Annotated in this window: 18 protein-coding genes; 13 read left to right on the forward strand and 5 right to left on the reverse strand. The window is 66.9% G+C overall.

The annotated features are described in order from the left end of the window. Nucleotides 1-11 precede the first annotated feature (11 nt). From nirB to ACIQC0_RS01040, 6 genes are all read left to right on the forward strand, one after another. The gene (nirB, locus tag ACIQC0_RS01015) at nucleotides 12-2,654 is read left to right on the forward strand and encodes a nitrite reductase large subunit NirB (protein WP_377215374.1); all 2,643 of its coding nucleotides are present in this window, start codon (nucleotides 12-14) and stop codon (nucleotides 2,652-2,654) included. Nucleotides 2,655-2,656: 2 nt separating this feature from the next. Beyond that, the gene (gene cobA / locus ACIQC0_RS01020) at nucleotides 2,657-3,691 is read left to right on the forward strand and encodes a uroporphyrinogen-III C-methyltransferase (protein ID WP_377215373.1); all 1,035 of its coding nucleotides are present in this window, start codon (nucleotides 2,657-2,659) and stop codon (nucleotides 3,689-3,691) included. A 14-nt stretch (nucleotides 3,692-3,705) separates the two neighbouring features. Beyond that, nucleotides 3,706-4,890, forward strand: a complete 1,185-nt coding sequence (locus tag ACIQC0_RS01025; RefSeq protein WP_377215372.1) for a uroporphyrinogen-III synthase — start codon at nucleotides 3,706-3,708, stop codon at nucleotides 4,888-4,890. A gap of 201 nt (nucleotides 4,891-5,091) precedes the next feature. Then, nucleotides 5,092-5,913 carry an FAD-dependent oxidoreductase gene (locus tag ACIQC0_RS01030; RefSeq protein WP_400532232.1) on the forward strand — a complete coding sequence of 274 codons (822 nt, stop codon included), beginning with the start codon at nucleotides 5,092-5,094 and terminating at the stop codon, nucleotides 5,911-5,913. Nucleotides 5,914-6,102: 189 nt separating this feature from the next. Next, nucleotides 6,103-6,816, forward strand: a complete 714-nt coding sequence (gene deoC, locus ACIQC0_RS01035) for a deoxyribose-phosphate aldolase (protein ID WP_377215370.1) — start codon at nucleotides 6,103-6,105, stop codon at nucleotides 6,814-6,816. A 54-nt stretch (nucleotides 6,817-6,870) separates the two neighbouring features. Then, nucleotides 6,871-7,128, forward strand: coding sequence for a hypothetical protein (locus ACIQC0_RS01040; protein WP_377215369.1), 258 nt, complete (start codon nucleotides 6,871-6,873; stop codon nucleotides 7,126-7,128). Nucleotides 7,129-7,199: 71 nt separating this feature from the next. Here the strand turns inward: ACIQC0_RS01040 and ACIQC0_RS01045 are convergent, their stop codons facing one another. Then, nucleotides 7,200-8,015: a metal-dependent hydrolase gene (locus ACIQC0_RS01045; protein WP_377215368.1), complete on the reverse strand. Its 816-nt coding sequence runs from the start codon at nucleotides 8,013-8,015 to the stop codon at nucleotides 7,200-7,202. 5 nt (nucleotides 8,016-8,020) lie between these two features. Then, nucleotides 8,021-11,713: a transcription-repair coupling factor gene (mfd, locus tag ACIQC0_RS01050; RefSeq protein WP_377215367.1), complete on the reverse strand. Its 3,693-nt coding sequence runs from the start codon at nucleotides 11,711-11,713 to the stop codon at nucleotides 8,021-8,023. Between the two features lie 289 nt (nucleotides 11,714-12,002). Between mfd and ACIQC0_RS01055 the strand changes: the two genes are divergently transcribed. The 4 genes from ACIQC0_RS01055 to ACIQC0_RS01070 all read left to right on the forward strand — a co-directional run bounded on the left by ACIQC0_RS01055 (nucleotide 12,003) and on the right by ACIQC0_RS01070 (nucleotide 15,715). Then, complete coding sequence (locus tag ACIQC0_RS01055) at nucleotides 12,003-13,508, forward strand: SDR family oxidoreductase (RefSeq protein WP_377215366.1); 1,506 nt, start codon at nucleotides 12,003-12,005, stop codon at nucleotides 13,506-13,508. Between the two features lie 44 nt (nucleotides 13,509-13,552). Beyond that, nucleotides 13,553-14,050, forward strand: a complete 498-nt coding sequence (locus ACIQC0_RS01060; RefSeq protein ID WP_377215365.1) for a DUF2505 domain-containing protein — start codon at nucleotides 13,553-13,555, stop codon at nucleotides 14,048-14,050. 4 nt (nucleotides 14,051-14,054) lie between these two features. After that, on the forward strand, nucleotides 14,055-14,276 hold the full coding sequence (locus ACIQC0_RS01065) for an SCO4848 family membrane protein (RefSeq protein ID WP_377215364.1): 222 nt from the start codon (nucleotides 14,055-14,057) through the stop codon (nucleotides 14,274-14,276). Between the two features lie 125 nt (nucleotides 14,277-14,401). Continuing rightward, on the forward strand, nucleotides 14,402-15,715 hold the full coding sequence (locus tag ACIQC0_RS01070; protein ID WP_377215363.1) for a UDP-glucose dehydrogenase family protein: 1,314 nt from the start codon (nucleotides 14,402-14,404) through the stop codon (nucleotides 15,713-15,715). A gap of 6 nt (nucleotides 15,716-15,721) precedes the next feature. Here the strand turns inward: ACIQC0_RS01070 and ACIQC0_RS01075 are convergent, their stop codons facing one another. The 3 genes from ACIQC0_RS01075 to ACIQC0_RS01085 are packed head-to-tail and all read right to left on the reverse strand — an operon-like array spanning nucleotide 15,722 to nucleotide 20,096. Next, nucleotides 15,722-17,299 carry a glycerophosphodiester phosphodiesterase family protein gene (locus ACIQC0_RS01075; protein WP_377215362.1) on the reverse strand — a complete coding sequence of 526 codons (1,578 nt, stop codon included), beginning with the start codon at nucleotides 17,297-17,299 and terminating at the stop codon, nucleotides 15,722-15,724. After that, the gene (locus ACIQC0_RS01080; RefSeq protein ID WP_377215361.1) at nucleotides 17,296-18,615 is read right to left on the reverse strand and encodes a hypothetical protein; all 1,320 of its coding nucleotides are present in this window, start codon (nucleotides 18,613-18,615) and stop codon (nucleotides 17,296-17,298) included. Before ACIQC0_RS01080 ends, ACIQC0_RS01075 begins: the two co-directional genes overlap by 4 nt. Next, on the reverse strand, nucleotides 18,615-20,096 hold the full coding sequence (locus tag ACIQC0_RS01085) for a polysaccharide biosynthesis tyrosine autokinase (RefSeq protein ID WP_400532233.1): 1,482 nt from the start codon (nucleotides 20,094-20,096) through the stop codon (nucleotides 18,615-18,617). Before ACIQC0_RS01085 ends, ACIQC0_RS01080 begins: the two co-directional genes overlap by 1 nt. A gap of 218 nt (nucleotides 20,097-20,314) precedes the next feature. Here ACIQC0_RS01085 and ACIQC0_RS01090 point away from each other — a divergent pair, with 218 nt between their 5' ends. The 3 genes from ACIQC0_RS01090 to ACIQC0_RS01100 are packed head-to-tail and all read left to right on the forward strand — an operon-like array spanning nucleotide 20,315 to nucleotide 24,055. Further along, nucleotides 20,315-21,544, forward strand: a complete 1,230-nt coding sequence (locus ACIQC0_RS01090) for a glycosyltransferase (protein WP_400532234.1) — start codon at nucleotides 20,315-20,317, stop codon at nucleotides 21,542-21,544. Beyond that, nucleotides 21,541-23,082, forward strand: a complete 1,542-nt coding sequence (locus ACIQC0_RS01095) for a lipopolysaccharide biosynthesis protein (protein WP_400532235.1) — start codon at nucleotides 21,541-21,543, stop codon at nucleotides 23,080-23,082. The genes ACIQC0_RS01090 and ACIQC0_RS01095 overlap by 4 nt, the downstream gene beginning before the upstream one ends. Beyond that, nucleotides 23,075-24,055: a glycosyltransferase family 2 protein gene (locus ACIQC0_RS01100; protein ID WP_400532236.1), complete on the forward strand. Its 981-nt coding sequence runs from the start codon at nucleotides 23,075-23,077 to the stop codon at nucleotides 24,053-24,055. The genes ACIQC0_RS01095 and ACIQC0_RS01100 overlap by 8 nt, the downstream gene beginning before the upstream one ends. Nucleotides 24,056-24,452 lie beyond the last annotated feature (397 nt).

Raw genomic sequence — 24,452 nt, forward strand, 5'->3', positions numbered from 1 at the left:
AAGGCCCTCCAGTGACCGAACAGACTTCCCGCACAGAGACTCCGCGCCGCATCGTCGTCGCCGGCGGCGGCCCCGCGGCCCACCGTTTCGTGGACGCCATGCATGCCCGTGGGCTCGAGGGCTGGCATGTCACGGTCCTCACCGAGGAAGCCCATCTCCCCTATGACCGGGTTGCGCTCTCCAAGGCCCTCACCGACATGGACTACGACCTCACCCTGGGTGACGCGTCCATGTGGGACCACGGATCGCTGGAGCTCAAGACCGGTGAGCGCGTGGTAAAGATCAACGCTGGGGCCAAGACAGTCGAGACCGCTGCAGGCAACACGTTCGCGTACGACGAACTGGTGGTCGCGACGGGCTCCAACGCGGCACGCCTTCCCATCCCCGGCAACGAACTGACCCACGTCTACCGGACCCTTGAGGATGTGTGGGCCATCAACAAGTCCATCGCGGAACTCAGCGAAAAGCTGGGCCGCAAAGTCAGGGCAGTCACCATCGGCGGCGGCCTGCTCGGCCTCGAGTCCGCCGCCGGCACCGAGCAGCTGGGCGCTACCCCGGTCGTCATCGACGGCTCGCAGTGGCTAATGGCCACGCAGCTTGACGAGGGCGCGGGCCAGGCAATGGGCCGCCTGATCAAGGAAAAGGGCTTTGAGGTCCACGGCGGTGTCTTCCCGTCCGAAGTGCTTTCCGACGGCGGGGGCCAGGTCACCGGGGTCCTTATGGCAGACGGGCGGATCATCGACGCCGACATGGTGATCGTCGCTATCGGCGTCCGCCCCCGCGACGAACTCTTCCGCGCCGCCGAGGGCGAGGAACAGGTATTCAGCATGGGCCAGCGCGGTGGGGTGGTCATCAACGACTTCTGCGCCACCGAGGTACCGGGCATCTGGGCCATCGGTGAAGTGGCCAACTTCGGGGGCATGTGCCTGGGCCTGGTGGCGCCGGCGAACACCATGGCCGAAATCGTCGCGGACCGCCTCCACGGCGGGGATGCCACCTTCCCCGGGTTCGACACCGCTACCAAGCTCAAGCTCTCGGGTGTGGACGTGGCCAGCTTCGGTGACGCCTTCGCCAAGACCGAGCACGCCCTGGAAATCGTCTACGCCGACCCCGCCCGCGGCGTCTACCAGAAGATCGTCACCACGGACGACGCCAAGACCCTCCTGGGCGGCATCTTTGTGGGCGACGCCTCCCCGTACATGAGCCTGCGCCCGCTGCTGGGACGGGAACTCCCCGCCGAGCCAGGCGCGTTCCTCAGCGCCGCAGGCGGCGGCGAGGCCCCCGAAACCGAACTGCCCGATGACGCCACGCTCTGCTCCTGCAACAACGTGACCGCCGGCAGCATCCGCGATGCCGTCAACGGCTGCGGCACCTGCGAGGGCAACGCTCCGGTCCAGGAGCTCGGGGAGCTGAAGGCCTGCACCCGTGCCGGCACCCAGTGCGGTTCCTGCGTGCCGATGCTGAAGAAGCTGCTGGAAACCGAACTGACCAAGTCCGGCGTCGAGGTCTCCAAGGCTCTGTGCGAGCACATCGAACTCTCCCGGCAGGAACTCTTCGACGCCATCCGTGTCCTGGAACTGAGCTCCTTCGAAGAGATCATGGCCAAGTACGGCTCCGGCGCAGGCTGCGACATCTGCAAGCCCACCATCGCCAACATCCTGGCCAGCCAGAACAGCGCCTACGTGCTGGACGCCGGCCGCGGCACGCTCCAGGACACCAACGACCGCGCCCTGGCCAACATGCAGAAGGACGGCACCTACTCGGTGGTCCCCCGCATCGCCGGCGGTGAGATCACCCCGAAGAAGCTCGGCGTCATCGCCGCCGTCGCCGAGAAGTACGGCCTGTACACCAAGATCACCGGCGGCCAGCGGATCGACATGTTCGGCGCCCGGCTGGAACAGCTGCCGGAGATCTGGAAGGAACTGGTGGACGCCGGCTTCGAGTCCGGCCAGGCCTACGGCAAGAGCCTGCGCACGGTGAAGTCGTGCGTCGGCTCCACCTGGTGCCGGTTCGGCGTCCAGGATTCGGTGGCCATGGCCATCAAGCTGGAGCTGCGCTACCGCGGGCTGCGCAGTCCGCACAAGCTCAAGATGGGTGTTTCCGGCTGCGCCCGCGAGTGCGCCGAGGCCCGCGGCAAGGACGTGGGCGTGATCGCCACGGCGGACGGCTGGAACCTGTATGTCGGCGGCAACGGCGGTGCAACGCCTGCACACGCACAGCTGCTCGCCAAGGACCTCGACGACGAAACGCTGATCAAGTACATCGACCGGTATTTCATGTACTACATCCGCACCGCGGACCGTTTGCAGCGGACGGCCCGCTGGCAGGAAGAGCTTGACGGCGGCATCAGGCACGTTGAGGACGTGGTGGTCAAGGACACCCTCGGCATTGCCGCGGACCTGGAAGCCGCCATGGCCAAGCACGTGGACACCTACGTGGACGAATGGGCGGACACCCTCAAGGACCCGGAACGCCTCCGCCGGTTCCGGTCCTTCGTCAACGCCCCCGACCAGAAGGACGACTCCATCACCTTTGTCCCGGACGAGCGCGGCCAGATGCGTCCCGCTACGCCGGAAGAGAAGGGAAAGGTCCTGCTCGGGGCCTCCATCGGCGTGCGCCCCGGAGCACCGGAAACCATCGGAAACGAGGCGTAGCCATGCAGCTCAGCATCGATCTCACCGGCCGGGACGTCCTGGTCACCGGCTCCCCGGCCGCCGCCCGCCAGGCCGTGCGGCGCTACCAAGCCGCGGGCGCCGTCGTGCACCGCCTGAGCACCCCGCACGGCGGACCGCTGGACGGCCCCCTCCCGGAGCACCCCTTCCTGGTGGCAGCGGTCGACGACGGCCAGCCGGGTTGGGAGCCCCTCCTCGCCAGGTGCGGGGAAGCCGGAATTCCCGTGGCGGCCGAACCGGCCGCCGGCGCGCCGGGGCACGTCACCCTGGTGGGCGGCGGGCCCGGCACCGCTGAGCTGCTGACGGTTGCGGCCGTCACCGCGCTGCGCGACGCCGACGTGGTGTTCTACGACCGGCTGGCCCCGTACCAGGAACTGCCGTCCCTCACCTCGGCCGAGCTCGTGGACGTGGGGAAGAAACCCGGACACCACAAGGTCAGCCAGCGCGACATCGAAAAGCTCATGGTGGACAGCGCCCTGGCGGGCAACAACGTGGTCCGGCTCAAGGGCGGGGACCCGTATGTGTTCGGCCGCGGCGGCGAGGAAGTGGCTGCCTGCGTGGCTGCCGGGCTGAAGGTGCGCGTGGTCTCCGGCGTCACCAGCGCCATCTCGGTGCCGGCAGCAGCGGGCATTCCGGTCACGCACCGGGAAGTCAGCCACATGTTCACCGTGGTTTCCGGGCACGCGCCGCTGACCGAGGAGGAACACCGGCACCTGGCCGGCCTGGGCGGAACCATCGTGGTGCTGATGGGTATCGGAACCCTGCACCAGCTGGCTGCCGGGCTGCGGCGGGCAGGTATGCGAGCGGACATGCCGATGGCCGTCGTCGAACGCGGTTACCGGCCCGGGCAGCGCACCACGATCGCCGACCTGGGGACCATCGCCTCCGCCGCGACCGGGTGCAGCAACCCTGCGGTGCTGGTCATCGGCGAGGTGGTGCGGGTGGCTGAGGCCAACCGCGGGCATGCCGAGGCCGCTGCGGACCTGGACCGGCTGGCGGCCTCGCTGCTCGGTTCATGAAAGGATTGACCGCCATGACTGTCCTTGCACCAGCCCATGCTGCCCTGCGCGGCGAACCTGCGCAGCCCGGCGAGGCGATCGACCCGACGGAGTCCGTGTCGGCGTCGGAATCCCCGCTGGAGGGGTTCCGCATCGGCGTGACGTCACACCGGCGGTCCCGTGACCTGATCGAGGCCCTGGAACGACGCGGCGCCGAAGTGCTGCACGCGCCGGCGCTGAAGATCGCCCCTGTGCAGGAGGACCTCCACCTGATCGAGGACACCCGGGCCATCATCGCCGCCAAACCGGACCTGTGCATCGCCACCACCGCGTACGGCATGCGCCGCTGGTGCGAGGCCGCGGACACGTTCGGGATCGGCGACGAACTGCTGGAAACGCTGGGAGCCTGCCGGATGTTCGTCCGCGGACCCAAAGCGCGCGGTGCGGTGCGCGCGGCCGGCCTGGCCGACGTCGGCATCAGCAGTGACGAAACCACTGCGACGCTGGTGGATATGCTCCTGGCGGAGGGCGTGCGCGGCAAGACGGTCGCGGTGCAGCTGCACGGCTACACGGACGTGCGGCAACTGGAACGCCTGCGGATGTCCGGCGCTACCGTGCTGACCGTCACGCCGTACCGCTGGGTCAAGCCCGACGGCGCGGACCGGCTGCCGCGGCTGATCGAGGCCGCCTGCAGCGGAAACCTGGACGTGCTGACCTTCACCAGCGCACCCGCCGTGGACGCGGTCTGGAGTACAGCGCACGAGATGGGCGTTTACCAGGAGCTCATCCATAGCCTGAAGACGAACGTCACCACGGCGGTAGTGGGACCGGTAACCGCGCAGCCGCTGCTCGACGCGGGGGTGACGCCAATCGTGCCTGAGCGGTTCCGCATGGGCGCCCTGATCCGGCTGGTCTGCGAGCATCTGGCCCTGAACCACGTGCGCCGGCTGGAAACCCGCTCGGGAACCGTCGAGCTGCGCGGCCGCTGCCTGCGGATCGACGGCGAACCCGTGGAGCTGCCGCCGGCTCCGCTGCTGCTGCTCCGGGCGCTCCTGGGTGCCGGGGGTGCCGTGCTGTCCCGCGAGTCGCTGTCCGAGCTGCTCGAACTGCGCGGCTCGGTGCACGCGCTGGACATGACCGTCAGCCGTTTGCGCTCCGCGCTGCCCGACGGCAGGCTCGTGGAGACCGTAGTGAAACGGGGTTACCGGATCCGTCTCTAGGCTGTCCAAAGCGGGCTAATGTGTCGGCTGCCCGCGCGGATGAGAGGCAGGTCACGGGTTCTGTTACCGGCCGGTAAACACTGGCGAACACGGTCCCGAGAAACAGCAACTGCGGAGAAACACCCCGGAAAAGGCGGGTACCTACGCTGGGTCCATCACGAAGTTCCGGCCGTTCCAGGCCGCCAGCGAAAGGGCCAGCACATGTCCGCTCCGGTACCCTCCACCTCCACCACACGCATTGTCATCGCAGGGGCCGGCCCGGCTGCCCAGGCACTGGTCAGCCAGCTTGACCGGGCCCGTTTCACCGGCACTATCACGGTCCTGAGCAACCGGGACGACAGCCCGGAGGAACTGCTGAAGCTGGCGATGCTGCCCGGGGTTTCCGTCCGGTTCGGGCAGCCGGCCAGCCATATAGACCCTGTGAACCTCACAGTGGCCACTGCGGACGGCATGGAATTTGCCTACGACCAGCTGGTCATTGCCACCGGATCGGCGCCCGTGGCCAGCCCTGTCGAGGGAGCGGGCCGATGCCTGACCTACTCGACCATCGATGACGCCGCCCGCGTCGGCGAGGCCGTGAGCCAGGTAGCCAGGGAGCTGGGCCGGCGTCCGCTGGGAATCCTGGTCGGCACTGGCGCCGCGGCCGGCCAGGCAGAGGCTGTCCTCCGGGCCCGCGGCGTGCGCCCGATCCGCACGACAGCCCGACCCGCCGCCGTGATCCCCTCCCCGCCCGCATCGGGATGTGCCGCCTCCGGCGTGGTTTTCGAGGACGGAAGCAGCATGTACGGCGACCTGGTGGTCCTGGCCGAGGAACGCGAATCGCGGGACGAGCTCGCCGCCAGTGCGGGACTGGAGACGGCGGCAACCGGCGGAATCGTCATCGGCCATGACTTCCGGACATCCGTTCCGGGCATCTGGGCCCTCGGAGACGCCGCGGTGTTCGACGGCGTCCGGCTGGGCCTGCTGGTGGCCGCCGCCTCCGCGGCGGGAGCCTGTGCCACCCAGCTGCTGACAGCGGCCTGAAAAGCAACGTGGGATGCCTTCTGCCCTATCCGCCTGCCGCTTTCGAGCCGGAAGCATCCCCGCGGTGCAGTGGTTGCACGCCTGCGGCGGCGGTGCGGTCCGGGATGCGGCGTGTGGCAAGATGGTTCCCGAAAGAGCCCCGGACGCTGTAATGCGGCAGGCCCACAAGGCCGGCCGGAGAGGACCACCATGAGCAACGACGCCCCTTCCGCCAACCCCGCGGACGCAGCCACCGGCAACCTGGCCAAGTTCATCGATCACACCCTGCTGAAACCCGAAGCCGGCGAAGCGGACATCCTGAAGGTCTGCTCCGAGGCCGCGGAATACGGATTCAAGTCCGTCTGCGTCAACCCCGTCTGGGTCAAGACCGTCAAGAACGCGCTGCGGGGCTCCGGTGTGCTGACCTGCTCCGTGGTTGGCTTCCCGCTGGGCGCCACCCCCACCGATGTCAAGGCCTTCGAAGCCCGCGGCGCTGTGCTGGACGGGGCGGACGAGGTGGACATGGTGATCAACATCGCCTCCGCCCGTGCCGGGGACAAGGGAGCGCTCGTGGAGGACATCACCGCCGTGGCCGAGGCCGTGCACGCCGGCGGTGCCATCCTCAAGGTCATCATTGAGACGTCCCTGCTCACCGATGACCAGAAGGTCCTGGCATGCCAGGCCGCCGTGGAAGCCGGCGCGGACTTCGTCAAGACCTCCACGGGGTTCAACGGCGGCGGCGCCACGGCCGGGGATGTGGCCCTCATGCGCCGCACGGTTGGTCCGGATCTGGGCGTCAAGGCCTCCGGCGGAGTGCGGTCCCGCGAAGATGCTCAGGCTATGATTGCTGCAGGTGCAACGCGTATCGGCGCCAGTTCCGGGATTGCCATTGTCAAGGGTGAACAGGGTTCGTCCGCTTACTGACGGCTGACTGCCGAACGCCACAGATTGATAGCCCCGCGGGGCCAAGGAGGAACAATGTCCAGCAAGACCACGGCCACGACCCACGCCGCAGAACACGGCACCATCCGGACCCCGCAGAACGAGAACAACCTGGCCACCAGCGTCATGCTGTTCGTGGTGTCCATCGTGCTGTTCCTCGCCGCGATCTACTCGCTGTCCTTCCTGACCCTGGACAACTACTGGCCCATGGCCATCTGCCTGGGCCTGTTCGCCCTGGCGTTCTGGATTCCGCTGACGGTTACCGGCCGTTCGGATTCCGCCGGCGAGCACTAGATTCTTCCAAACATCAACGGCCGTTATGAAGTTCATAACGGCCGTTGCTGTTTTCCGGGCTGCATTCCGGCCTAGCGGCCCAGCCCCGCCCATGCGTCGACCGCAAGGGTAGCCACGCGGGGCCAGTGGCTTTGTGCGATTGCCCACCCGGCCACGGCCATGCCCACCATCGCGTAGGCGCTGACGGGGATGAGCACGAGCCACTCACGCCTCGACCCGGCCCGGCCCAGGATCGGCAGGGCCAGTGCCCCGTTGGGCCGCCAGACCGCCCGCAGCAGCGGCATTTTCCGCAGGAACCGGGGTGGACGCAGCATCAGCGGCCACAGCAGCGGGACACCCCCGGTGGTGATGAGGTCACCCACGATGTGCACCGCGACCCCGATCAGCATGGACATGGGCAGCCAGGTCCACTGCTCGGGCGCATAGACGGTGACCAGCCCGGCCATCGCCAGCGCGAAGATCCAGTTGGAGATGAAGCCGCCCTTCGGAAACAGCTTCAGGGCTTTCGCGGCGATGTTGATCATGAACATGCACAGCAGCCCCGCTCCGAGCGAGAGCTGGCCTCCGGGTGTGTCCACGTGGATCTGCCCGGCAACCGCGGCCAGCGCCACAAAGGCCGCTCCGCCCACGATCGAGTGCGTACCCTGCCGGTGGCCGCCGCTGGCGCTTTCGATCCCCCGTGCGATGGCGTTGGACAACGGCGGCAGCGCATGCGCCACGGTGCTGTGCCGGTGGTCCCAGTCGCACACCAGGGCCGTTCCCGCCGTCGCCATGCCGCCGATCAGGATGCCGGTGGCGTCCAGCGGGTACCAGCCAAGCGTGTACGGCCCCGTTGAGGCAATAGCCACCCACGCCGCGGCTCCCGACGCGGCGTGGTGTCCCCCCATCACGGTCAGTCCGCCGCAGGCGCGGCGGCAACCGGCTGGTCTGTGAAGATGTTGCGGATCACGCCGTTGGCCCACTCCAGGATTTCAGCGTCCTGCAGGTCGCGCCCGCCGATCCGGGCCGTCTTGGGCTTGGGGATGAGCACCGCGTCCAGCGCGGGCTTGGTCTGCGAACCGGGGTACATCCGGGTCAGCCGCATCACCTTGGACTCGGGCAGCTGCGCCGGGGAGAACCTGATGAAGTTCCCCTGGAGCGCGACGTCGGACAGGCCGGCTTCGCGGGCACCGACCCGGAAGCGGGCCACGGCCACCAGGTTCTGCGCGGGCAGCGGCGGCTCGCCGTAGCGGTCCACCAGTTCGGCCAGGACCTCGTCGATGGCTTCGTTGGTGAGCGCGGACGCGAGCTTCCGGTAGGCCTCGAGGCGGAGCCGTTCGCCGGGGACGTAATCGTGCGGCAGGTGGGCGTTGACCGGCAGCTCGATCTTCATCTCGGCAGCCTTTTCCTCGGCCTCCCCGCGGAAGTCCGCCACGGCTTCGCCCACCAGGCGGATGTACAGGTCGAAGCCGACGCCCTGGATGTGGCCGGACTGTTCCCCGCCCAGCAGGTTGCCGGCGCCGCGGATCTCCAGGTCCTTCATGGCCAGCTGCATGCCGGCGCCGAGCTCGTTGTGCGCGGCAACGGCTTTGAGGCGTTCCAGTGCCACCTCGCCCAGCGGCTTCTCCGACGGGTACAGGAAGTAGGCGTACGCGCGCTCCCGGCCACGTCCAACGCGGCCGCGGAGCTGGTGCAGCTGGGACAGGCCGTACTTGTCCGCCCCGTCAACAATCAGCGTATTGGCGTTGGAAATGTCCAGGCCGGTTTCGATGATGGTGGTGCACACCAGCACGTCGAAGCGCCGCTCCCAGAAGTCCACGATGATCTGCTCCAGCCGGCTCTCGGACATCTTGCCGTGGGCCACCTCCACGCGGGCCTCCGGGACGAGTTCACGGATCTTCGCCGCGGTCCGTTCAATGGTGGACACCCGGTTGTGCACCAGGAACACCTGGCCTTCGCGCATCAGTTCGCGGCGGATGGCGGCGGAGGTCTGCTTGTCTGTGTACGGGCCCACGTAGGTGAGCACCGGATGGCGTTCCTCCGGCGGGGTGGCCAGGGTGGAGGTTTCGCGGATACCCGTGAGCGACATCTCCAGCGTCCTGGGAATCGGTGTGGCACTCATGGCCAGGACGTCCACGTTGGTGCGCATCTTTTTCAGCGCTTCCTTGTGCTCCACGCCGAACCGCTGTTCCTCATCCACGATCACCAGGCCCAGGTCCTTGAACTCGAAGTCCTTGGCCAGCAGCCGGTGCGTGCCGATCACCACGTCCACGGATCCGTTCTTGACACCCTCCGCGGTTTCCTTGGCCTCCTTGGCGCCCTGGAAGCGGGACAGCGGCTTCACCCTCAGCGGGAAGCCGGAGAACCGTTCGGTGAAGGTCTCGTAGTGCTGCTGGGCCAGCAGGGTGGTGGGTACCAGCACCGCCACCTGCTTGCCGTCCTGTACGGCCTTGAATGCTGCCCGCACGGCAATCTCGGTCTTGCCGTAGCCCACGTCGCCGGAGACCAGGCGGTCCATGGGGATCTCCCGCTCCATGTCCGCCTTGACCTCGTTGATGGTGGTCAGCTGGTCCGGCGTCTCCACGTAGGGGAAGGCTTCCTCCAGTTCCCGCTGCCAGGGCGTGTCAGGTCCGAACGCATGCCCGCGCGAGGCCATCCGGGCCGAGTACAGCCGGATCAGTTCCCCGGCGATCTCCTTGACCGCCTTGCGCGCCCTGGACTTGGTGCTGGCCCAGTCGGCGCCGCCCATCTTGCTCAGCACGGGGGTGTCGCCGCCCACGTAACGGGTCACCTGGTCCAGCTGGTCGGTGGGAACGAACAGCCGGTCGCCCGGCGCACCGCGCTTGGACGGTGCGTACTCCAGCACCAGGTATTCGCGAACGCCGTCTCCGCCGCCGGCCACCTTCCGCTGGATCAGTTCGACGAACCGGCCGATGCCGTGCTGTTCGTGCACCACGTGGTCCCCCGCCACCAGCTGCAGCGGGTCCACGGCATTGCGCCGCTTGGACGGCATCCGCCGCATGTCCTTGGTGGAGGCTGCGGAGGTCCGGCCCAGCAGGTCGGCTTCCGTGAGCAGCCCCAGCTTCAGGCCGTCCAGGACGAAACCGCGTCCGACGGCGGCAGTCGTCACCTCGATGATTCCCGCCTGGGGTTCGTGGTCCAGGCTGTCCACGCGGGCGCACGGGATGTCCGCGTCATGGAACAGTTCGGCCAGGCGCTGGGCGGGGCCGGGGCCTTCGGTGGCCACCACGATGCGCCACTGGTCGCGCACATGCGAGCCGATGAAATCCATCATTTCGGCGACGTCGCCCTGGTAGCCGCGCGGCTCGCGGGCATGCAGGTTCAGCACGTCGATCTCCGGCAGGAGTTCGGCATCCTGCGCCAGGGATGTGATGGACCACCAGGACACCTGGTGGTCCAGGGCCGAGCTCCGGGTCTCGGCAAGCGACCGGAAGCTGGCCGAATGGAGGGCAGCGCCCGCCTCGGAGCCGAGGACTGTGTCCAGCGCCAGAGGCGCGGTCCCGCCGTCGGACGCCGTGGACCAGGCCGCTTCGAGGAATTCCTCATTGGTGGCAGCGAGGTCGTGGGCTCGGGTTCGGACCTTTTCCGGTTCGATGACCACGGAAATGGAACCCTCCGGAAGCTGGTCCACGAGCGGCACCATGGCATCCACCAGCACCGGGGCCAGCGACTCCATGCCTTCCACCGCGATGCCGCCTGCGATCTTCTCCAGCATGTCCGCCGCGGCAGGAAGCTGGGACTTGAGCGTTGCGGCGCGCGACATCACCGACGGTGTGATGAGGATTTCGCGGCACGGCGGGGCATGCAGTTCGGTGGGATGGTGGATGCCGGGCGCGGACAGCGAGCGCTGGTCTGCCACGGCGAACCAGCGCATCTGGTCCACCTCGTCGCCAAAGAATTCCACGCGGATGGGATGGTCCTCGGTGGGCGGGAAGACGTCGATGATGCCGCCACGGACTGCGAACTCGCCCCGGTGGGTCACCATGTCCACGCGGGCGTAGGCGGCGTCCGCCAGGCTCCGCACCACGTCGGTGAACGGGATGTCCTGGCCTACCTTGAGGGTGACGGGCACGAGGTCGCCCAGGCCGGACACCACCGGCTGGACTACGGCGCGGACGGGTGCGACGACGACGCGCAGCGGACCCGCCGTCGAGCCTTCCGGGTGTGCCAGCCGACGCAGCACGGACAGGCGCCGCCCCACGGTATCCGACCGCGGCGAAAGCCGCTCGTGCGGCAGGGTTTCCCAGCTGGGGAATTCGGCGACGGTGTCCGCGGGAAGGTACGCGCGCAGGGCGGCTGCGAGGTCCTCCGCTTCGCGACCCGTGGCGGTGACTGCCAGCACAACACCCGGCGCACCGCCGTCGTCCTCCCCTGCCCTCGCAGCCAGCCCGTCCGCCATTTCGGCGAGCAGCACGGGACGCAAACCGGCCGGGGCGCTGATCTGGTAGTCCTGGCCGCGGACCGCGAAGCCGCGGACAGCCTCGGCCTGTACGCGCGCGAACGTCTGGTCCTGGCCGAGGGCACGGCGCAGGCCGGCCAGGGACGGCCCGTGCACGGCGGGGGTAGAAGGGCCGGAAGGGCTCATGGCGGAACTCCTGGTGTTCAGTTCACGGTATTCGTCGGTTCACAGTGTGCATCGGTTCGCGGTGTTGTTCCGTTCGGAGGCAACGCGAAAACCCGAAATTCGCTGCGAATCCCGGGATCGTCCCAGCCTACCGCGCACCGCCGACACCAGTGGGCCTGCTCAGCGTGAAGACCCGGGGCAGGGGGCATAGGCTGGCAGGGGCCGCACCATCTGGCGCGAAGCATTTCCGCCGAAGCAGCCGTCCACCCGCACCGCCGCTCCGAATCCCCGGGGACGAACAGGAGCCAGCATGACCGAAGGTACTGACCGCACAGCGCCGCGCACCGTCCTGGTCACAGGCGCCACCGGATACATCGGCGGCCGGCTGGTGCCCAAGCTCCTGGAGGCCGGCCACAGGGTCAAGGTGCTGGTGCGCTCCCCGGACAAGATCGCGGGCGTGCCCTGGCGTGACCGGGTGGAGGTGGTGGAGAGCAGCCTGGACGACGGCGATGCCCTCCGCGGTGCGCTGGCCGGCGTCGATGTCTTCTACTATCTGGTCCATTCGATGGCTGCCGGGGCCGGGTTCGAGTCGACCGAGCAGGCCATGGCACGGACAGCCGCGCAGGCTGCCGCCGCTGCGGGCGTGGGCCGGATCGTGTACCTGGGCGGACTCCATCCCGAGGGAGTGGAGCTGTCCACGCACATGCGGTCCCGCGAAGCGGTGGGCAGGGTGTTCCTCGATTGCCCCGTGGACGCCGTCGTGTTCCAGGCCGGCGTGGTCATCGGCTCGGGCTCGGCATCCTTCGAGATGATCCGGCACCTGACCGAGACTCTGCCGCTGATGCCTGCACCCAGCTGGGTGCGCAACCGGATCGAGGCCATCGCCGTCCGGGATGTGCTGTACTACCTGGTGTCCGCAGCGGCCGTGGCCGGGCCAGTCAACCGCACGTTCGATATCGGCTGCCGGCAGGTGCTGACCTACGCCGGGATGATGAAGGAGTACGCGGCTGAGGCGGGACTGCCGCACCGGGTGGTACTGGCGCTTCCGATACCCGCGCCCCGGCTCGCCGGCCTGTGGGTGGCCCTGACCACGCCCATTCCGCTGGCCATGGCGGTGCCGCTGGTCCAGTCGCTGCAGCACGATGCCGTGTCCAACGAGCACGACATCGACCAGTACGTTCCAGTGCCGGACGGCGGCCTCACGCCGTACCGGACAGCGGTGGCACTCGCTTTGGGCAAGGAGCGGGACGGGCAGGTGGAGACCACCTGGGCCAACGCCGGCGTAGCGTCCGATCCCCTGCCAAGCGACCCGGACTGGGCCGGACACAAGGTGTACGTGGATGAGCGGACCTTCCACGGTGAGGCGGACCCTGCTCTCGTCTGGACCGTGATCGAAGGGATCGGCGGCAGCAACGGCTGGTACTCCCTGCCGCTGGCGTGGCAGGTGCGCGGTTGGCTGGACAAGCTCACCGGCGGGGCCGGGCTGCTGCGCGGGCGGAGGCATCCGCACACCCTTGCCGTGGGGGAAGTGGTGGACTGGTGGCGCGTGGAACGGATTGACCGCGGCCGGCTGCTGCGGCTCCGGGCCGAGATGAGGGCGCCTGGCCGGGCCTGGCTGGAGCTGTCCGTGGAACCCGACGGGACGGGCAGCCGCTACCGGCAGCGGGCCATCTTCTTCCCGAAGGGGCTCAGCGGCCGGCTGTACTGGCTGGCGGTGCTGCCGTTCCACTCGGTGATTTTTCCGGCGATGGCGCGCAACATCACCGCCGCGGCGCAGGAAATAGCGGATGCGGAGCGGACCGGCCGGAAGCCATAGGATGTACGGAGCCAATTTCGTTCCGAATTTCCCCAGGAGGACCCATGGCCCTGAGCGCCACCACCACGCTTCCCCATTCCGTTGACAGCGTCGCTGCCGTGCTGGTCAACGAGGACTTCCAGCGCCACGTCAGCCAGCTGGTAGGCGGCACGCTGGAATCCTTCACCGTCGACGGCGACGTTGCCGGTGCGTTCTCCGCAACGTCCGTGCGCACGCTGCCCACCACCCGCCTGCCGGAGATTGCCCGCAAGTTCGTGGGCGAAAGCCTGAAGGTGACCCAGGTGGAGAACTGGGACGCTCCGGCAGCGGACGGTTCGCGCCAGAGCAACATCTCACTCAAGGTTGCCGGCGCGCCCGTGGATGTCAGCGCCGTCCAACGCCTCGTTGCCGAAGGCGGCAGCACCCGGGTTGAGCTCGCCGGCAACGTCACCTCCTCGGTGCCGTTCCTGGGCAGCAAGATCGCCGACGCCGCAGAGCCCATGGTGGCCAAGGCGCTGAACCTCCAGGCAGCCCAGGCCCAGGCCTGGCTCGAAAGCCATTAGGACCGTGGAGCTTCCTGTCTTCGCGAGCCTCGTGCTCGTTGTTGCCGGCGTCTGGTCCCTCGTGGTGTGGCCGCAGTTCCTGCGCCGGGTCATGAAGGACCCGCGCGCCCGTGATGCTGCAGGAAAGGCAACGAAGTTCCTGGCCGTGCACGTGGTGCTGGTCAGCATCTCGATGGTCCTGGGCGCGGCTACGGCCGTGATCGGGGTACTGGGGCTCTTGGGCTAGCCGGCAGCTGTGCCGGCCAGCCAGGCCCGACGCCGCCTCCGAGGCATCTGCGGAAGCCCTGTGGAAGCCCGCAGGGTTTTCGCAGTGCCATGGTTATGTCCCCGGGGGTGCGGGATGGTGGAGCTGTGCGGATCTCAGTTATTGGTTGCGGCTACTTGGGTGCTGTCCACGCAGCATGCCTGGCAAAGCTTGGTCATGACGTCGTGGGGATCGACGTCGACCAGCGTAAGGTCGACCGGCTAAGCGAGGGAAAGGCACCATTCTACGAACCTGAACTTGATGCCCTCCTGACAGAGCTGGAAGAGTCCGGACGCCTCAGATTCACCACCGGGATGGCCGCCGCAGCAGGCTGCGAGGTCCACTTCGTCTGCGTAGGAACGCCCCAGAAACGTGGAGAAAACGCAGCCGACCTGCGCTTCGTGGATGCAGCCATTGCCGAACTGGCCGGCTTCTTATCGCCGGGGGACGTAGTGGCCGGTAAATCGACTGTTCCAGTGGGGACCGCGGACAAGCTCGCTGAAGTCATCGCGGCCGTGCAACCGGCGGCCGCCCTCGTGTGGAACCCCGAGTTCCTCCGCGAAGGCCACGCTGTTGACGACACCCTGCGTCCTGACCGCTTTGTCTACGGTGTCCCGGACGGCAACGAGGACCACCCGGCCGTAGCGATCCTCGATGAGGTCTACCGGACGGCGCTTTCCACCGGGACGTTGCGGCTCATTGTGGACTATCCGACTGCGGAACTCGTCAAGACCGCTGCCAACTCGTTCCTCGCCACCAAGATTTCCTTCATCAACGCCATGGCTGAGGTCTGCGAAGCCACCGGGGCTGACGTCACGCGCCTGGCCGACGCCATCGGCATGGATGACAGGATCGGACGCAAATTCCTCAACGCCGGCATCGGATTCGGCGGCGGATGCCTCCCCAAAGACATCCGCGCCTTTATGGCCCGGGCCGGGGAACTCGGCGCGGACCAGGCACTGACCTTCCTGCGCGAAGTCGACGCCATCAATATGCGGCGCAGAACACGGGTGGTCGAGTTGACCCGGGAACTCTGCGGCGGGATACTTCTCGGCCAACGGATCGCGGTCCTCGGCGCTGCCTTTAAGCCGGAGAGCGACGACGTCCGGGATTCACCGGCGCTGAGCGCCGCCGCCCAGCTCCAGCTTCAGGGTGCCGTGGTCACGGTCACTGATCCGCAGGCCCTTGACAACGCAGCGAAGAGGTTCCCGGAGCTCCCGATGGAGCCGGACCTGGACACGGCACTAACCCGGGCGGATGCCGTCTTGCTACTGACCGAGTGGAAGCTCTACCGGGAGCTGGATCCATATTCAACCAAGTCCTTGGTGTCCTCGGCGCGGGTCCTTGACGGCCGCAATGTCCTGGATCCAGCCAAGTGGCGCGCTGCGGGCTGGACATACCGCGGCCTGGGCCGACAGTAGCCCCTGTCACGCCCCGGCGTCGCAGGCGTCCGCTGCCCCGGCGGGCCGGAACGTGACGTTCCGGAATTCGACGGGGGCGCCGCCGTCGTAGTTCTTGACCAGTGAAAACCAGCCGCCGCCATACGCCGCGTCGGCCGAGTCTACGCCCTGCCCGCCCAGGCCTTGCCGCCGGACGCTGATCATGTGCGACGTCACCTCTATCACCAGCTGAATCCACTCGCCAGGCTCGGGCGGGGCTCCCTTTGCTTCGGCAAGCAGGGTGCTACCGGCGGTACCCCTATCCTTGCGCCACAGAGCCAGCCTGCCGTCCGCCCCGAGTTCCAGCTGGTAACCCTGCCCCGCGGTATCCGCGCCCACTTTGAAGGGCCCGTCATCGTCCTGGCCGAAGGCAACGCCCGCGCCGCCGGAGCCTTCGGGCAGGGCCTCCGGCCAACGCAGCTCCAAGGTCAGTTCCCGTTCCGAGGCCGACAGGGCGCCCATGGAGCCCATCAGATAGGAGACACGGTCCGCAGCGGCCATGCGGAGCGATCCCTGATCAAACAGCGGTTGGCCGTCCCAAGTGCCGTCCGAGCGCCCCGGCAGATCCCCGGCACGGCGGAGTCCGCTGTCGAAGCCGTCTTCAGGATGCCGCTCTTCAAGGTGCATTACGTGGACAATATTGGAACAGACGAATCCCTTAACCCCCAGGCCCTTGAGCCGGGCATAATCGCTCCGGCGGCGCACTTCCCAGGCTGCCACCGGCTTCCCGGAGGCCACCAGCTCGCGGACAACGGACTCGGGCGCCGAGCGGTGCACCCCCAAGAGGTCCACCCGGGGAATCAACGCCGGAAGGTTACCGAAGTCCGGTGTGGTCACATAGCCCCACGTGGTATAGCCGTGACTCCTGGCCCGGGCATGCCCCGGTGAAGAGGCGGGCTGCTTCCACACCACCCTTTCCCTTGCTCCGGGATAGGTCTCCAGCAGCTCCAGCAGCTCGGCAGCGTTGGTCCCCTGCTTATCCTCGAGGAAGATCACCCGCGAGGACAGGAACGTCCGAAGGACATCCTCCAGCAACGGAATCGGCTCAAGGGGCGCTCCAGGGCCCAGCCAAGCGCGGGCATCATTCCTCAAAGTCTGCAGCGCAGCATAGCTCGCGCGGCCGATCACGAGGTCTGCCCCCGTTAACCGGAGGGTGTTGAGATCGTGATGGCACACCAGGACACCGTCCGCCGTCGACGAAACTGATACCTCCAACGCCTTGAGGCCGGCAGCAGCCGATTGGGCATAGGCACGCATGGTGTGTTCCGGCCAGTTGTCACCGGACCCCCTGTGTGCCACGAAAAAGCCCGGAGCGGCAAGCATGCCGGCGATGCTGAACGGCCCATCGTCACCGGCGGCGGCCAGCACACCTTCATCAATGAATGCTGCAGACGCTTCCGATGCCGGAACATACTCCGGGGTAGGTCTCGCCGACTGGCCGCCGGAGGGCCGGTTGCAGGGAACCCCGCAGCCACTGCCGGTCAGGACGGAACCGGCAGCAACCAGGGCCAGGAAGCCCCGTCGTCCAATGCCCGGTGCAGGGCCACGACCGGGCCGCCCGATCATCGTGCCGCCAGTTCGGCCGCCGGTCCGGGGCCGCCCTGCTGGCGGTCCGCTCCGTCCGCCACCGGCAGCCGTCGCCGCGCCCTGGCTTCATCGCCCGCAATGACCACCATCGCCATCAGAGTCCACACCGCGATCCCTGCCACGGACCGGGTGGCGAGCGAGCTGTACGTCTGCGGGACCACTACTGCCAGAAGGCCGGCCAGCGTCAGTCCGCGATAACCGTGTCCGGGGGCGTTGCGCAGCACCAGCACCAGCATCAGGCCGAAGTACAGGGCAGCGAAAAGGATACCGAAATCGATGCTGTACATGAGGATGGGATTTTCGAAGCTCGTCTCCAGGCCTGCCTGGACGGCTACGCGGTAGCTCGAGCCGATACCTTGCCCTGCGACAGCATAATCGGCCCAGCGCGTCAGGAAATACTCCAGCGCCAGGCCGCGGGCCTCGGCAGAGCCCGTGTCATCCGCAAGGCGGGCATACAGTCCCTCAACCAGCGGCGAGGAGGTGAGAAGCGCCGCGGCCGTTCCCATCAGCAAGACCATGAGCAGCCTGGTCCACAGCTTCCGCTGGGAAAAGACCGCCACTGCAAGGACGGAGACGGCGACAACCGCGATGCCGACCCGCGACTGGGTGATGAGCACGCCCACCAGCATCAGGACGAGCAGGAGTGCCTGTATCGACGCCCGTTTCAAGCAGGAAACCAGCGGCGCGGCCATGGAAATCACCAATGAGAGTGCCAGCGGCTGGTCAAGGGTCCCCATCCAGCGTTGCGTGTCCGGATTGAACCAGTACTGAGTCTGGAAACCGGAACTGTAAACCAGGGGGGCGCCGCTGAGCCACTGGAACACCGCGATGATACACACGACGGCCACAAGGAGCAGCAAGAGCGAGCGCAGTATCGTGACAAGGCCGGGCTGACGGACGCTGTTCGCAAGGAGCAGCAGGAAATAGAGCACTGGAGCGAGGATCTGATCCACCAGCAGCAGCATGCCGCCTCCCTCCTCAGAGGTTCTGGAAGCCAGGAAGGCCGCGGCCAGCACGAGCGCGAGGATCAGGAACACGAAAAAGTGGCGCGCCAAGGCTTCCGCGATGCTCCACGGATCGTGCAGGAGCTGGGTGGCCAGCACAGCGACAACCAGCCACGATGCGGCGTGGAAACCCAGGGGACCTGCCGGTTCGCCCGTAACGACGGGATTGCCTACTGCCGGAACCAGGAACCACAACGTCAGCACTGCCGCAAGAAGGACCCGGGGACGGGAACGGAGCAGGATGGATCCCACCACGCATAGCCCAATCCAGAGTGCCAGCTGCAATGTCATTACCTCCGGCGGGCCGCATGCCTGACGGGTTGCCCCGCCGGCAGGTCAACGGATACCAAGTGTGGGACCGTCGTACGCAGCCATGGACGCCGCGGGCGCCGCAGCGCGCGCAGGACCCGGGCCCGGACGCCTCGTCGTTCCTCCGCCAGGTATCCGGGCAGTGCATTGATGACAACGCCGGTGGCTTGCTTGTTTACGGACCGGAGGTTCCTCAGAGCAGCCTGCAGGCGCTCAGCCGATACGTGCCCATGCCGAACCACCAGGAGAGTACCGTCAACAGCGGCGCCGATCAGGGCGGCGTCGCTGTAGGGCTGCAATGCCGGCGCATCGACTACCACCCGGGTGTAGCGGGCCCGCAGTTCGTCCAGGAGTTCGTGCAGCATCCCGCCGCGCAGCAACTCGGTTGGATTGACCGGAATCGTGCCCCCCGCGATGGCGTGCAGCCTGTCCACGGTCGTGTGCTGGATGACGTTGGTCAGCGGCATGGTTCCGGCGAGGACATCGGACAAACCAATGCTCTTGCCCAGGCCGATTTCCGCGGCCAGAGTCGGCTGCCGGAGTTGTGCCTCGATCAGGAGGACCTGCTCCCCTGCGTTGGCCCAGGCTTCTGCCAGCATGAGCGAAACAGTGGTTTTCCCCTCCCTGCGCCCTGCCGACGTAACGGCGATGACGTCCATCGAAGGCAGTGAGGGAAGATGGTCCACGTTGGTCCGGAGGCGGCGTGCCGCCTCCTCCAGAAAACGGCCAGCCCGTGCCCCGCGCAGCCCGGAGGCCTGCCCCAGGGCTGCCGGGCTGGAGGGTACGCGCGCGAGCAGCGGCACCCCGGAGGCTGCCTCCACTTCCTCTGGTGTCCGCAGCGATTTATCCAGCAGCCGCCTGGACACAGCGATGACAATGCCGATGGCCAGGCCCAAGAGTGTCCCCAGTCCCAGGTTGAGCGGAACCCTGGGTGATATGGGCGCGGGCAGCACGCTTGGTCCGGACACCACATTCAGGACAGTCTCTCCGCCGGGGAGGGTACGCCCGGCTTCGAGCTCATTGACGGCAGCGCCAAAGTTTTTGGCAACGGCGGTAACTGTGGCCTGGGCTGCATCGAAGCTCGGTTGGGTGACTGTCACGGTGAGCATCAGGGTTTCACTGTCCGCGGATGCACTCACACTCTCGGCGGTCTGCTCGGCCGTCAACCCGTTGCCGCTTACCCGAACCACCCTGTCGATGAACGCATCACTCTTTACGAGACTGGCGTACGAGGCGATTCTTCCCCTCGAGAGTTCCAATGACTGCAAGGGCGACTGTCCGTTGACTGCGGGGCTTACGACGAAGAAGCGGACCATCCCCTGATACATCGGCGTAGCGTTTATGGTCACAAGCACGGCCGCGCCCAGTCCGGCCGCCACGCACAAGAGCACTATCCACCAACCACGGGCTATTGCCCGGGTATACTCCGCGAGCTCCAATGCAACCCCCAGCGCGGTGGCCATGCCCTGCCATGACCGGCAAAGTACGTCATGGACCGCTGTCTATTCGCACCATTATCAAACGCCAGGCACCGCTGTGGAAGCATTTTCGATTGTGGCTTTCCACAGGATTGGCAAACGTCCCGCCGCTTGGGGGCAGGAGTCCTAGCGGAACGTGCACCCCCGCCGTAGTCTGGCTCTATTCCGGGGCAGGCTATGCCCGTACACGAGGGAAGTCGTCCATGGCCGGGAAGTTTGCCGGCTACCTCGGACCGCTCCACTCCGGCCCGTCCACCGACCCGGGAGGCATGATGAATGAGCTGACGCCACCCCTTAAGGTCCTGGTGGCACATCCGAGTGCCGATCTCTACGGCTCTGACAGGGTGCTGTTGGAGACACTGAACGGCCTGGTACGTGCCGGCGCGAATGTGGTTGTAACCATGCCTTCGAAAGGCCCGCTTGTTACCGAGATCCAAAGCCGCGGTGCCGCAGTGATCCTTTGCCCCACTCCTGTGCTGCGGAAATCCCTGCTGTCTCCCAAGGGGCTGGCGAAGATCCCCGCAGCAGCCACCCATGGACTCCTTCGCAGTATCGGCGTCATGCGTGGCGTCCGGCCCGACGTCGTGCTGGCCAACACCATCACCGTTCCCGTGTGGACGGTGGCGGGAAGGCTCTGTCGCGTACCCGTGGTCACGCATGTCCATGAATCCGAAGCCAGCGCGCCCGGTGCAGTGCGTGCCGCCTTGGCACTCCCGTTGGTCTTTTCAACCGCCGTCTTGACGAACAGCCGGTTCAGCACTGAGACCCTTGAACGTTCCCTCCGCATCCTGCGGGGCCGCTCCACTGTGCTCAATAACGGCGTCCCTGGGCCGCCAACGGACCGCCCGCCGAGGGCCAGCCTGACGGGCGGGCTAAGGATCCTGTACGTTGGACGGCTCTCACGCCGCAAAGGGGTGGATGTCGCTGTGGAGGCGCTCCTGCAACTGCTGGCTCAGGGAATCCCGGCGCAACTGTCGATTGTCGGTGCCGCATTTCCCGGCAACGAGGTGTATGAGGAGGGGCTGCACGACAAAGTCCGGGCTGCGGGTGTTTCGAGGAACGTTACGTTCCATGGCTTCCAGCACGATGTGTGGCCGTTCCTCGCCGGTTCCGACGTGGTTGTGGTTCCCTCGCGGCTCGATGAGCCCTTCGGCAACACTGCGGTGGAAGCGATCCTCGCCTCCCGCCCGGTGGTGGTCAGCGATACGTCCGGGCTTCGGGAGGCGGCGGACGGCTACCTGTCTGCGCAGTTTGTTGCCCCGGGAAACCCCACCGAATTGGCGGCAGCGTTGATTTCAGTGTCAAAGGACTGGCCGCGGTTCCGGGCTGCCGCGACCGCCGATGCCGCCCGGGCTGCCTCGAGGCATAGTCCCGAACGGTTCGGCGCGCTGATGGCCTGCCACGTTGCCCAGGCAGCAGGCCGGCCGGTATGAGCGGAATTCCGGAGGCTTGGCCGGCGGGAGCCGAGCGACAAAGTCCACGGGACAAGGAACCTGATGCCGTTGGCCCCAGGACAGCGCGGAGCGTCCGTTGGAGTCTGGGCGCAGTCCTGGCCAAGCAGGGCTTCCAGATTCTCTCTGCAGTCGTCCTTGCCAGGATCCTTGGCCCGCAAAGCTATGGCGTCATTGTCGGTGCCACCGTATACATCAGCCTCGTGATGCTTGTCCTGGACCAAGGCCTGTCCGCAGCGCTGATCCAGCGGCCGGCCGTTACGCGCCGAATGGCCGGCGCCACGGTCACCCTGAACCTGATCCTTGCCACGCTGCTGGCTACCATCACCTGGTTCGCGGCGCCCTGGCTCTCAGGATTTTTCCGGATCAGCGAGCTGGAACCGATCCTGCAAGTCCTCGCGATCGCCGTCCCGATTAAGGCGCTGGCCATCACGCCCCGTGCCATGCTTGCCCGGGAGCTGCGTCTCCACCTAGTGGGCGCGTCAGACATCGCCGCCGCTGTTGCGGGAAGCGCAGCAGCGATCGGCGCCGCAATTGCCGGGGCCGGACCGTGGGCGATGGTTTACCAGGTTGTTGTGACCGACCTCGTTTGCGCGGCGGCGCTGATTGCTGCCGGCAAGGGGCCCCTGCCAAGTCTCAAGCTCCAAGCGGCCATACCCCTGTTGAAGTTTAGTGCCAGCATTTTCGCCACTGACTGTCTCGCCTATTTTTCCCGCAACCTTGGCAACATCCTCGTGGGCAGGTTCCTGGGTGTGGCTGCTCTGTCCCTGTACGGAATGGCCTACCGGATAATGGTGCTGCCGGTTCAGCTTCTCGGCCAGACCGTCAACCGGGTGATGTTCCCTGCGTTCGCGCGGGCCGCCCAGGAGCCGAAATCCGTGGCGGCGAAGTTGGTGGATGCCACCCGTATCCTCGCTGTTTCGGCCATACCCCTGATGGCTTTCGTGGCTTGCGCCGCGCCCGCGCTCGTGAACTTGGTCCTGGGCCCGGCGTGGCTCCCTGCAGCGGCGCTGATCAGCGTCCTCGCCATCGGCGGTGCGCGTGAAACGGTGTTCTATGTCACCCCTTCGCTGATGAAGGGTTTGGGCCGGGGAGGGCTGATCATCCGATATGAAATTCTCGCGGCCGTGGTCCAGGTCAGCGGCATCGTCGTCGGCCTGCAGTTTGGACTGCTGGGCGTTGCCGTGGGCTACGTGGCTTCCGGCTTTGTCCTGACTCCGGTCCTCCTGCATATCCAGAAGTGGCTAACCGGGGTGACGGCCAGATCGCAGCTAGGTACGATCTTTCCCGGTGCCCACGCTGCGGCCTGGGGCGCCGCGGGGTATGGGCTGCTGTCACTGTCACAGTTGGGCGATGCGGCCATGCTGCTGGGCGGCTTTGCTGTCTTCATGGCTGCCGCGGTCAGCAGCCTCTGGCTCTTCCACCGCAGGTTCCTCAAGGACTGCCTTCATGACGCGGCATTACTGATCGGCCGGAGCAGGCCGCACCAATTGGACGGGTTGGAGGACTCCCATGGCTGAGCAGCACCCGATCGCATTGCAAAGACCGGGCAGCATTGTCATCGCGGTCCTGACATACCGCCGTACGGAAGACCTCCGAATGGTACTCCCCCGCCTAGCGGAGCAGGCTCACTCGGTTAGCGACGCTGCCGCCGGTACTGTGCTCCCTCAGATCCTGGTCATTGACAATGATCCGGCTGCAAGCGGCCGCAGCACCGTCGAGGCCGTTGCCGCGGCATTTAAGCCGGGGCTCATCACCTATATCCACGAGCCCAAACCAGGCATTGCGGCGGCCCGCAACCGGGCCCTGGCCCAGTCCGCCTTCGCAGATCTTCTCATCTTCATTGACGACGACGAGATGCCATACGGGCGCTGGCTCGCGCATCTCGTTAATCTCCAACGTGCCACTGGAGCAAGTGCCGTGGTTGGGCCGGTCATCAGCGACTACCAGGACGAACCCGACGCTTGGATCACCGCAGGCAGATTCTTCGAGCGTCGTCGTCTGGCAACAGGAACGCCCTTGACGGTTGCAGCAACCAACAACCTCCTGCTGAGCGTGCCCAAGGTCAGGGAACTAAACCTCGAATTCGACGAAAGATTCGGGCTCAGCGGGGGCTCGGATACCCTGTTTACCCGGCAACTGGTGCGGCGCGGCGGCACTATGCTCTGGTGTGATGAGGCAATCGTCGTGGACAGGGTGCCCACCATGCGGTTGACCAGGGGCTGGGTACTCCGGCGGGCCCTGCGCAGCGGCAACTCAGCCGCCAGGGTCAGCCTGGAACTCGAACGCACGGCAGGCCGCCGTCTGGCCGCGCGCAGCGCGTCGCTGATCTCCGGACTCATTCGGCTAGCGGGCGGCGCGGGCCAGATGGCGCTGGGGCTCCTGGCGGGATCCACCACCCATGAAGCAAGGGGTTTTCGAACCGCCGCCCGGGGTCTGGGAATGGCGTCAGGAGCCTTCGGTTACGTCTACCAGGAGTACAAGCGCACGTGATTTATTTCACGAACTTTGGCAATGCTTGGTCTTATACACGTATTCCGCGTAATTACGCGGATTTTCACCGCGTGTCGCCGTATCCCATAGCCCCGTTCTGCCATCAAAAAATCTAATCCTCCCCCTCCGGGAGGCCGTTACCGTTTTGCAACATTCGCTGAACTCTACTACGGTGAGTGTCCATCAGCCGTGGCTAGGGGATGCCAACGGAAGTCACCGCAGCTGCGCTCGGATCCCACCCGCTAGAGGGTCTTGGGCCCAGCCAGTCTGAGTTGGCGCCGCACAATTGGCACATAATGCTGGCACTACGCCCTGGTGGACCCTGCTCTGCCGTCCCATGAAAACGTTGCCTGTGCGGTTCCCCGCGTCCGGAGAACGAAACGTAGAGGTTGTTGCA

Source organism: Pseudarthrobacter sp. NPDC092419, from assembly GCF_044755045.1.
Lineage (GTDB): Bacteria > Actinomycetota > Actinomycetes > Actinomycetales > Micrococcaceae > Arthrobacter.

Excerpts from the sequence above, each read along its gene's own strand:
- cobA (WP_377215373.1), top strand. The coding sequence starts at position 2,657 with ATGCAGCTCAGCATCGATCTCACCGGCCGGGACGTCCTGGTCACCGGC.
- ACIQC0_RS01025 (WP_377215372.1), top strand. The coding sequence starts at position 3,706 with ATGACTGTCCTTGCACCAGCCCATGCTGCCCTGCGCGGCGAACCTGCG.
- ACIQC0_RS01030 (WP_400532232.1), top strand. The coding sequence starts at position 5,092 with ATGTCCGCTCCGGTACCCTCCACCTCCACCACACGCATTGTCATCGCA.
- deoC (WP_377215370.1), top strand. The coding sequence starts at position 6,103 with ATGAGCAACGACGCCCCTTCCGCCAACCCCGCGGACGCAGCCACCGGC.
- ACIQC0_RS01040 (WP_377215369.1), top strand. The coding sequence starts at position 6,871 with ATGTCCAGCAAGACCACGGCCACGACCCACGCCGCAGAACACGGCACC.
- ACIQC0_RS01045 (WP_377215368.1), bottom strand. The coding sequence starts at position 8,015 with ATGGGGGGACACCACGCCGCGTCGGGAGCCGCGGCGTGGGTGGCTATT.
- mfd (WP_377215367.1), bottom strand. The coding sequence starts at position 11,713 with ATGAGCCCTTCCGGCCCTTCTACCCCCGCCGTGCACGGGCCGTCCCTG.
- ACIQC0_RS01055 (WP_377215366.1), top strand. The coding sequence starts at position 12,003 with ATGACCGAAGGTACTGACCGCACAGCGCCGCGCACCGTCCTGGTCACA.
- ACIQC0_RS01060 (WP_377215365.1), top strand. The coding sequence starts at position 13,553 with ATGGCCCTGAGCGCCACCACCACGCTTCCCCATTCCGTTGACAGCGTC.
- ACIQC0_RS01075 (WP_377215362.1), bottom strand. The coding sequence starts at position 17,299 with ATGATCGGGCGGCCCGGTCGTGGCCCTGCACCGGGCATTGGACGACGG.
- ACIQC0_RS01080 (WP_377215361.1), bottom strand. The coding sequence starts at position 18,615 with ATGACATTGCAGCTGGCACTCTGGATTGGGCTATGCGTGGTGGGATCC.
- ACIQC0_RS01085 (WP_400532233.1), bottom strand. The coding sequence starts at position 20,096 with ATGGCCACCGCGCTGGGGGTTGCATTGGAGCTCGCGGAGTATACCCGG.
- ACIQC0_RS01090 (WP_400532234.1), top strand. The coding sequence starts at position 20,315 with ATGGCCGGGAAGTTTGCCGGCTACCTCGGACCGCTCCACTCCGGCCCG.
- ACIQC0_RS01095 (WP_400532235.1), top strand. The coding sequence starts at position 21,541 with ATGAGCGGAATTCCGGAGGCTTGGCCGGCGGGAGCCGAGCGACAAAGT.
- ACIQC0_RS01100 (WP_400532236.1), top strand. The coding sequence starts at position 23,075 with ATGGCTGAGCAGCACCCGATCGCATTGCAAAGACCGGGCAGCATTGTC.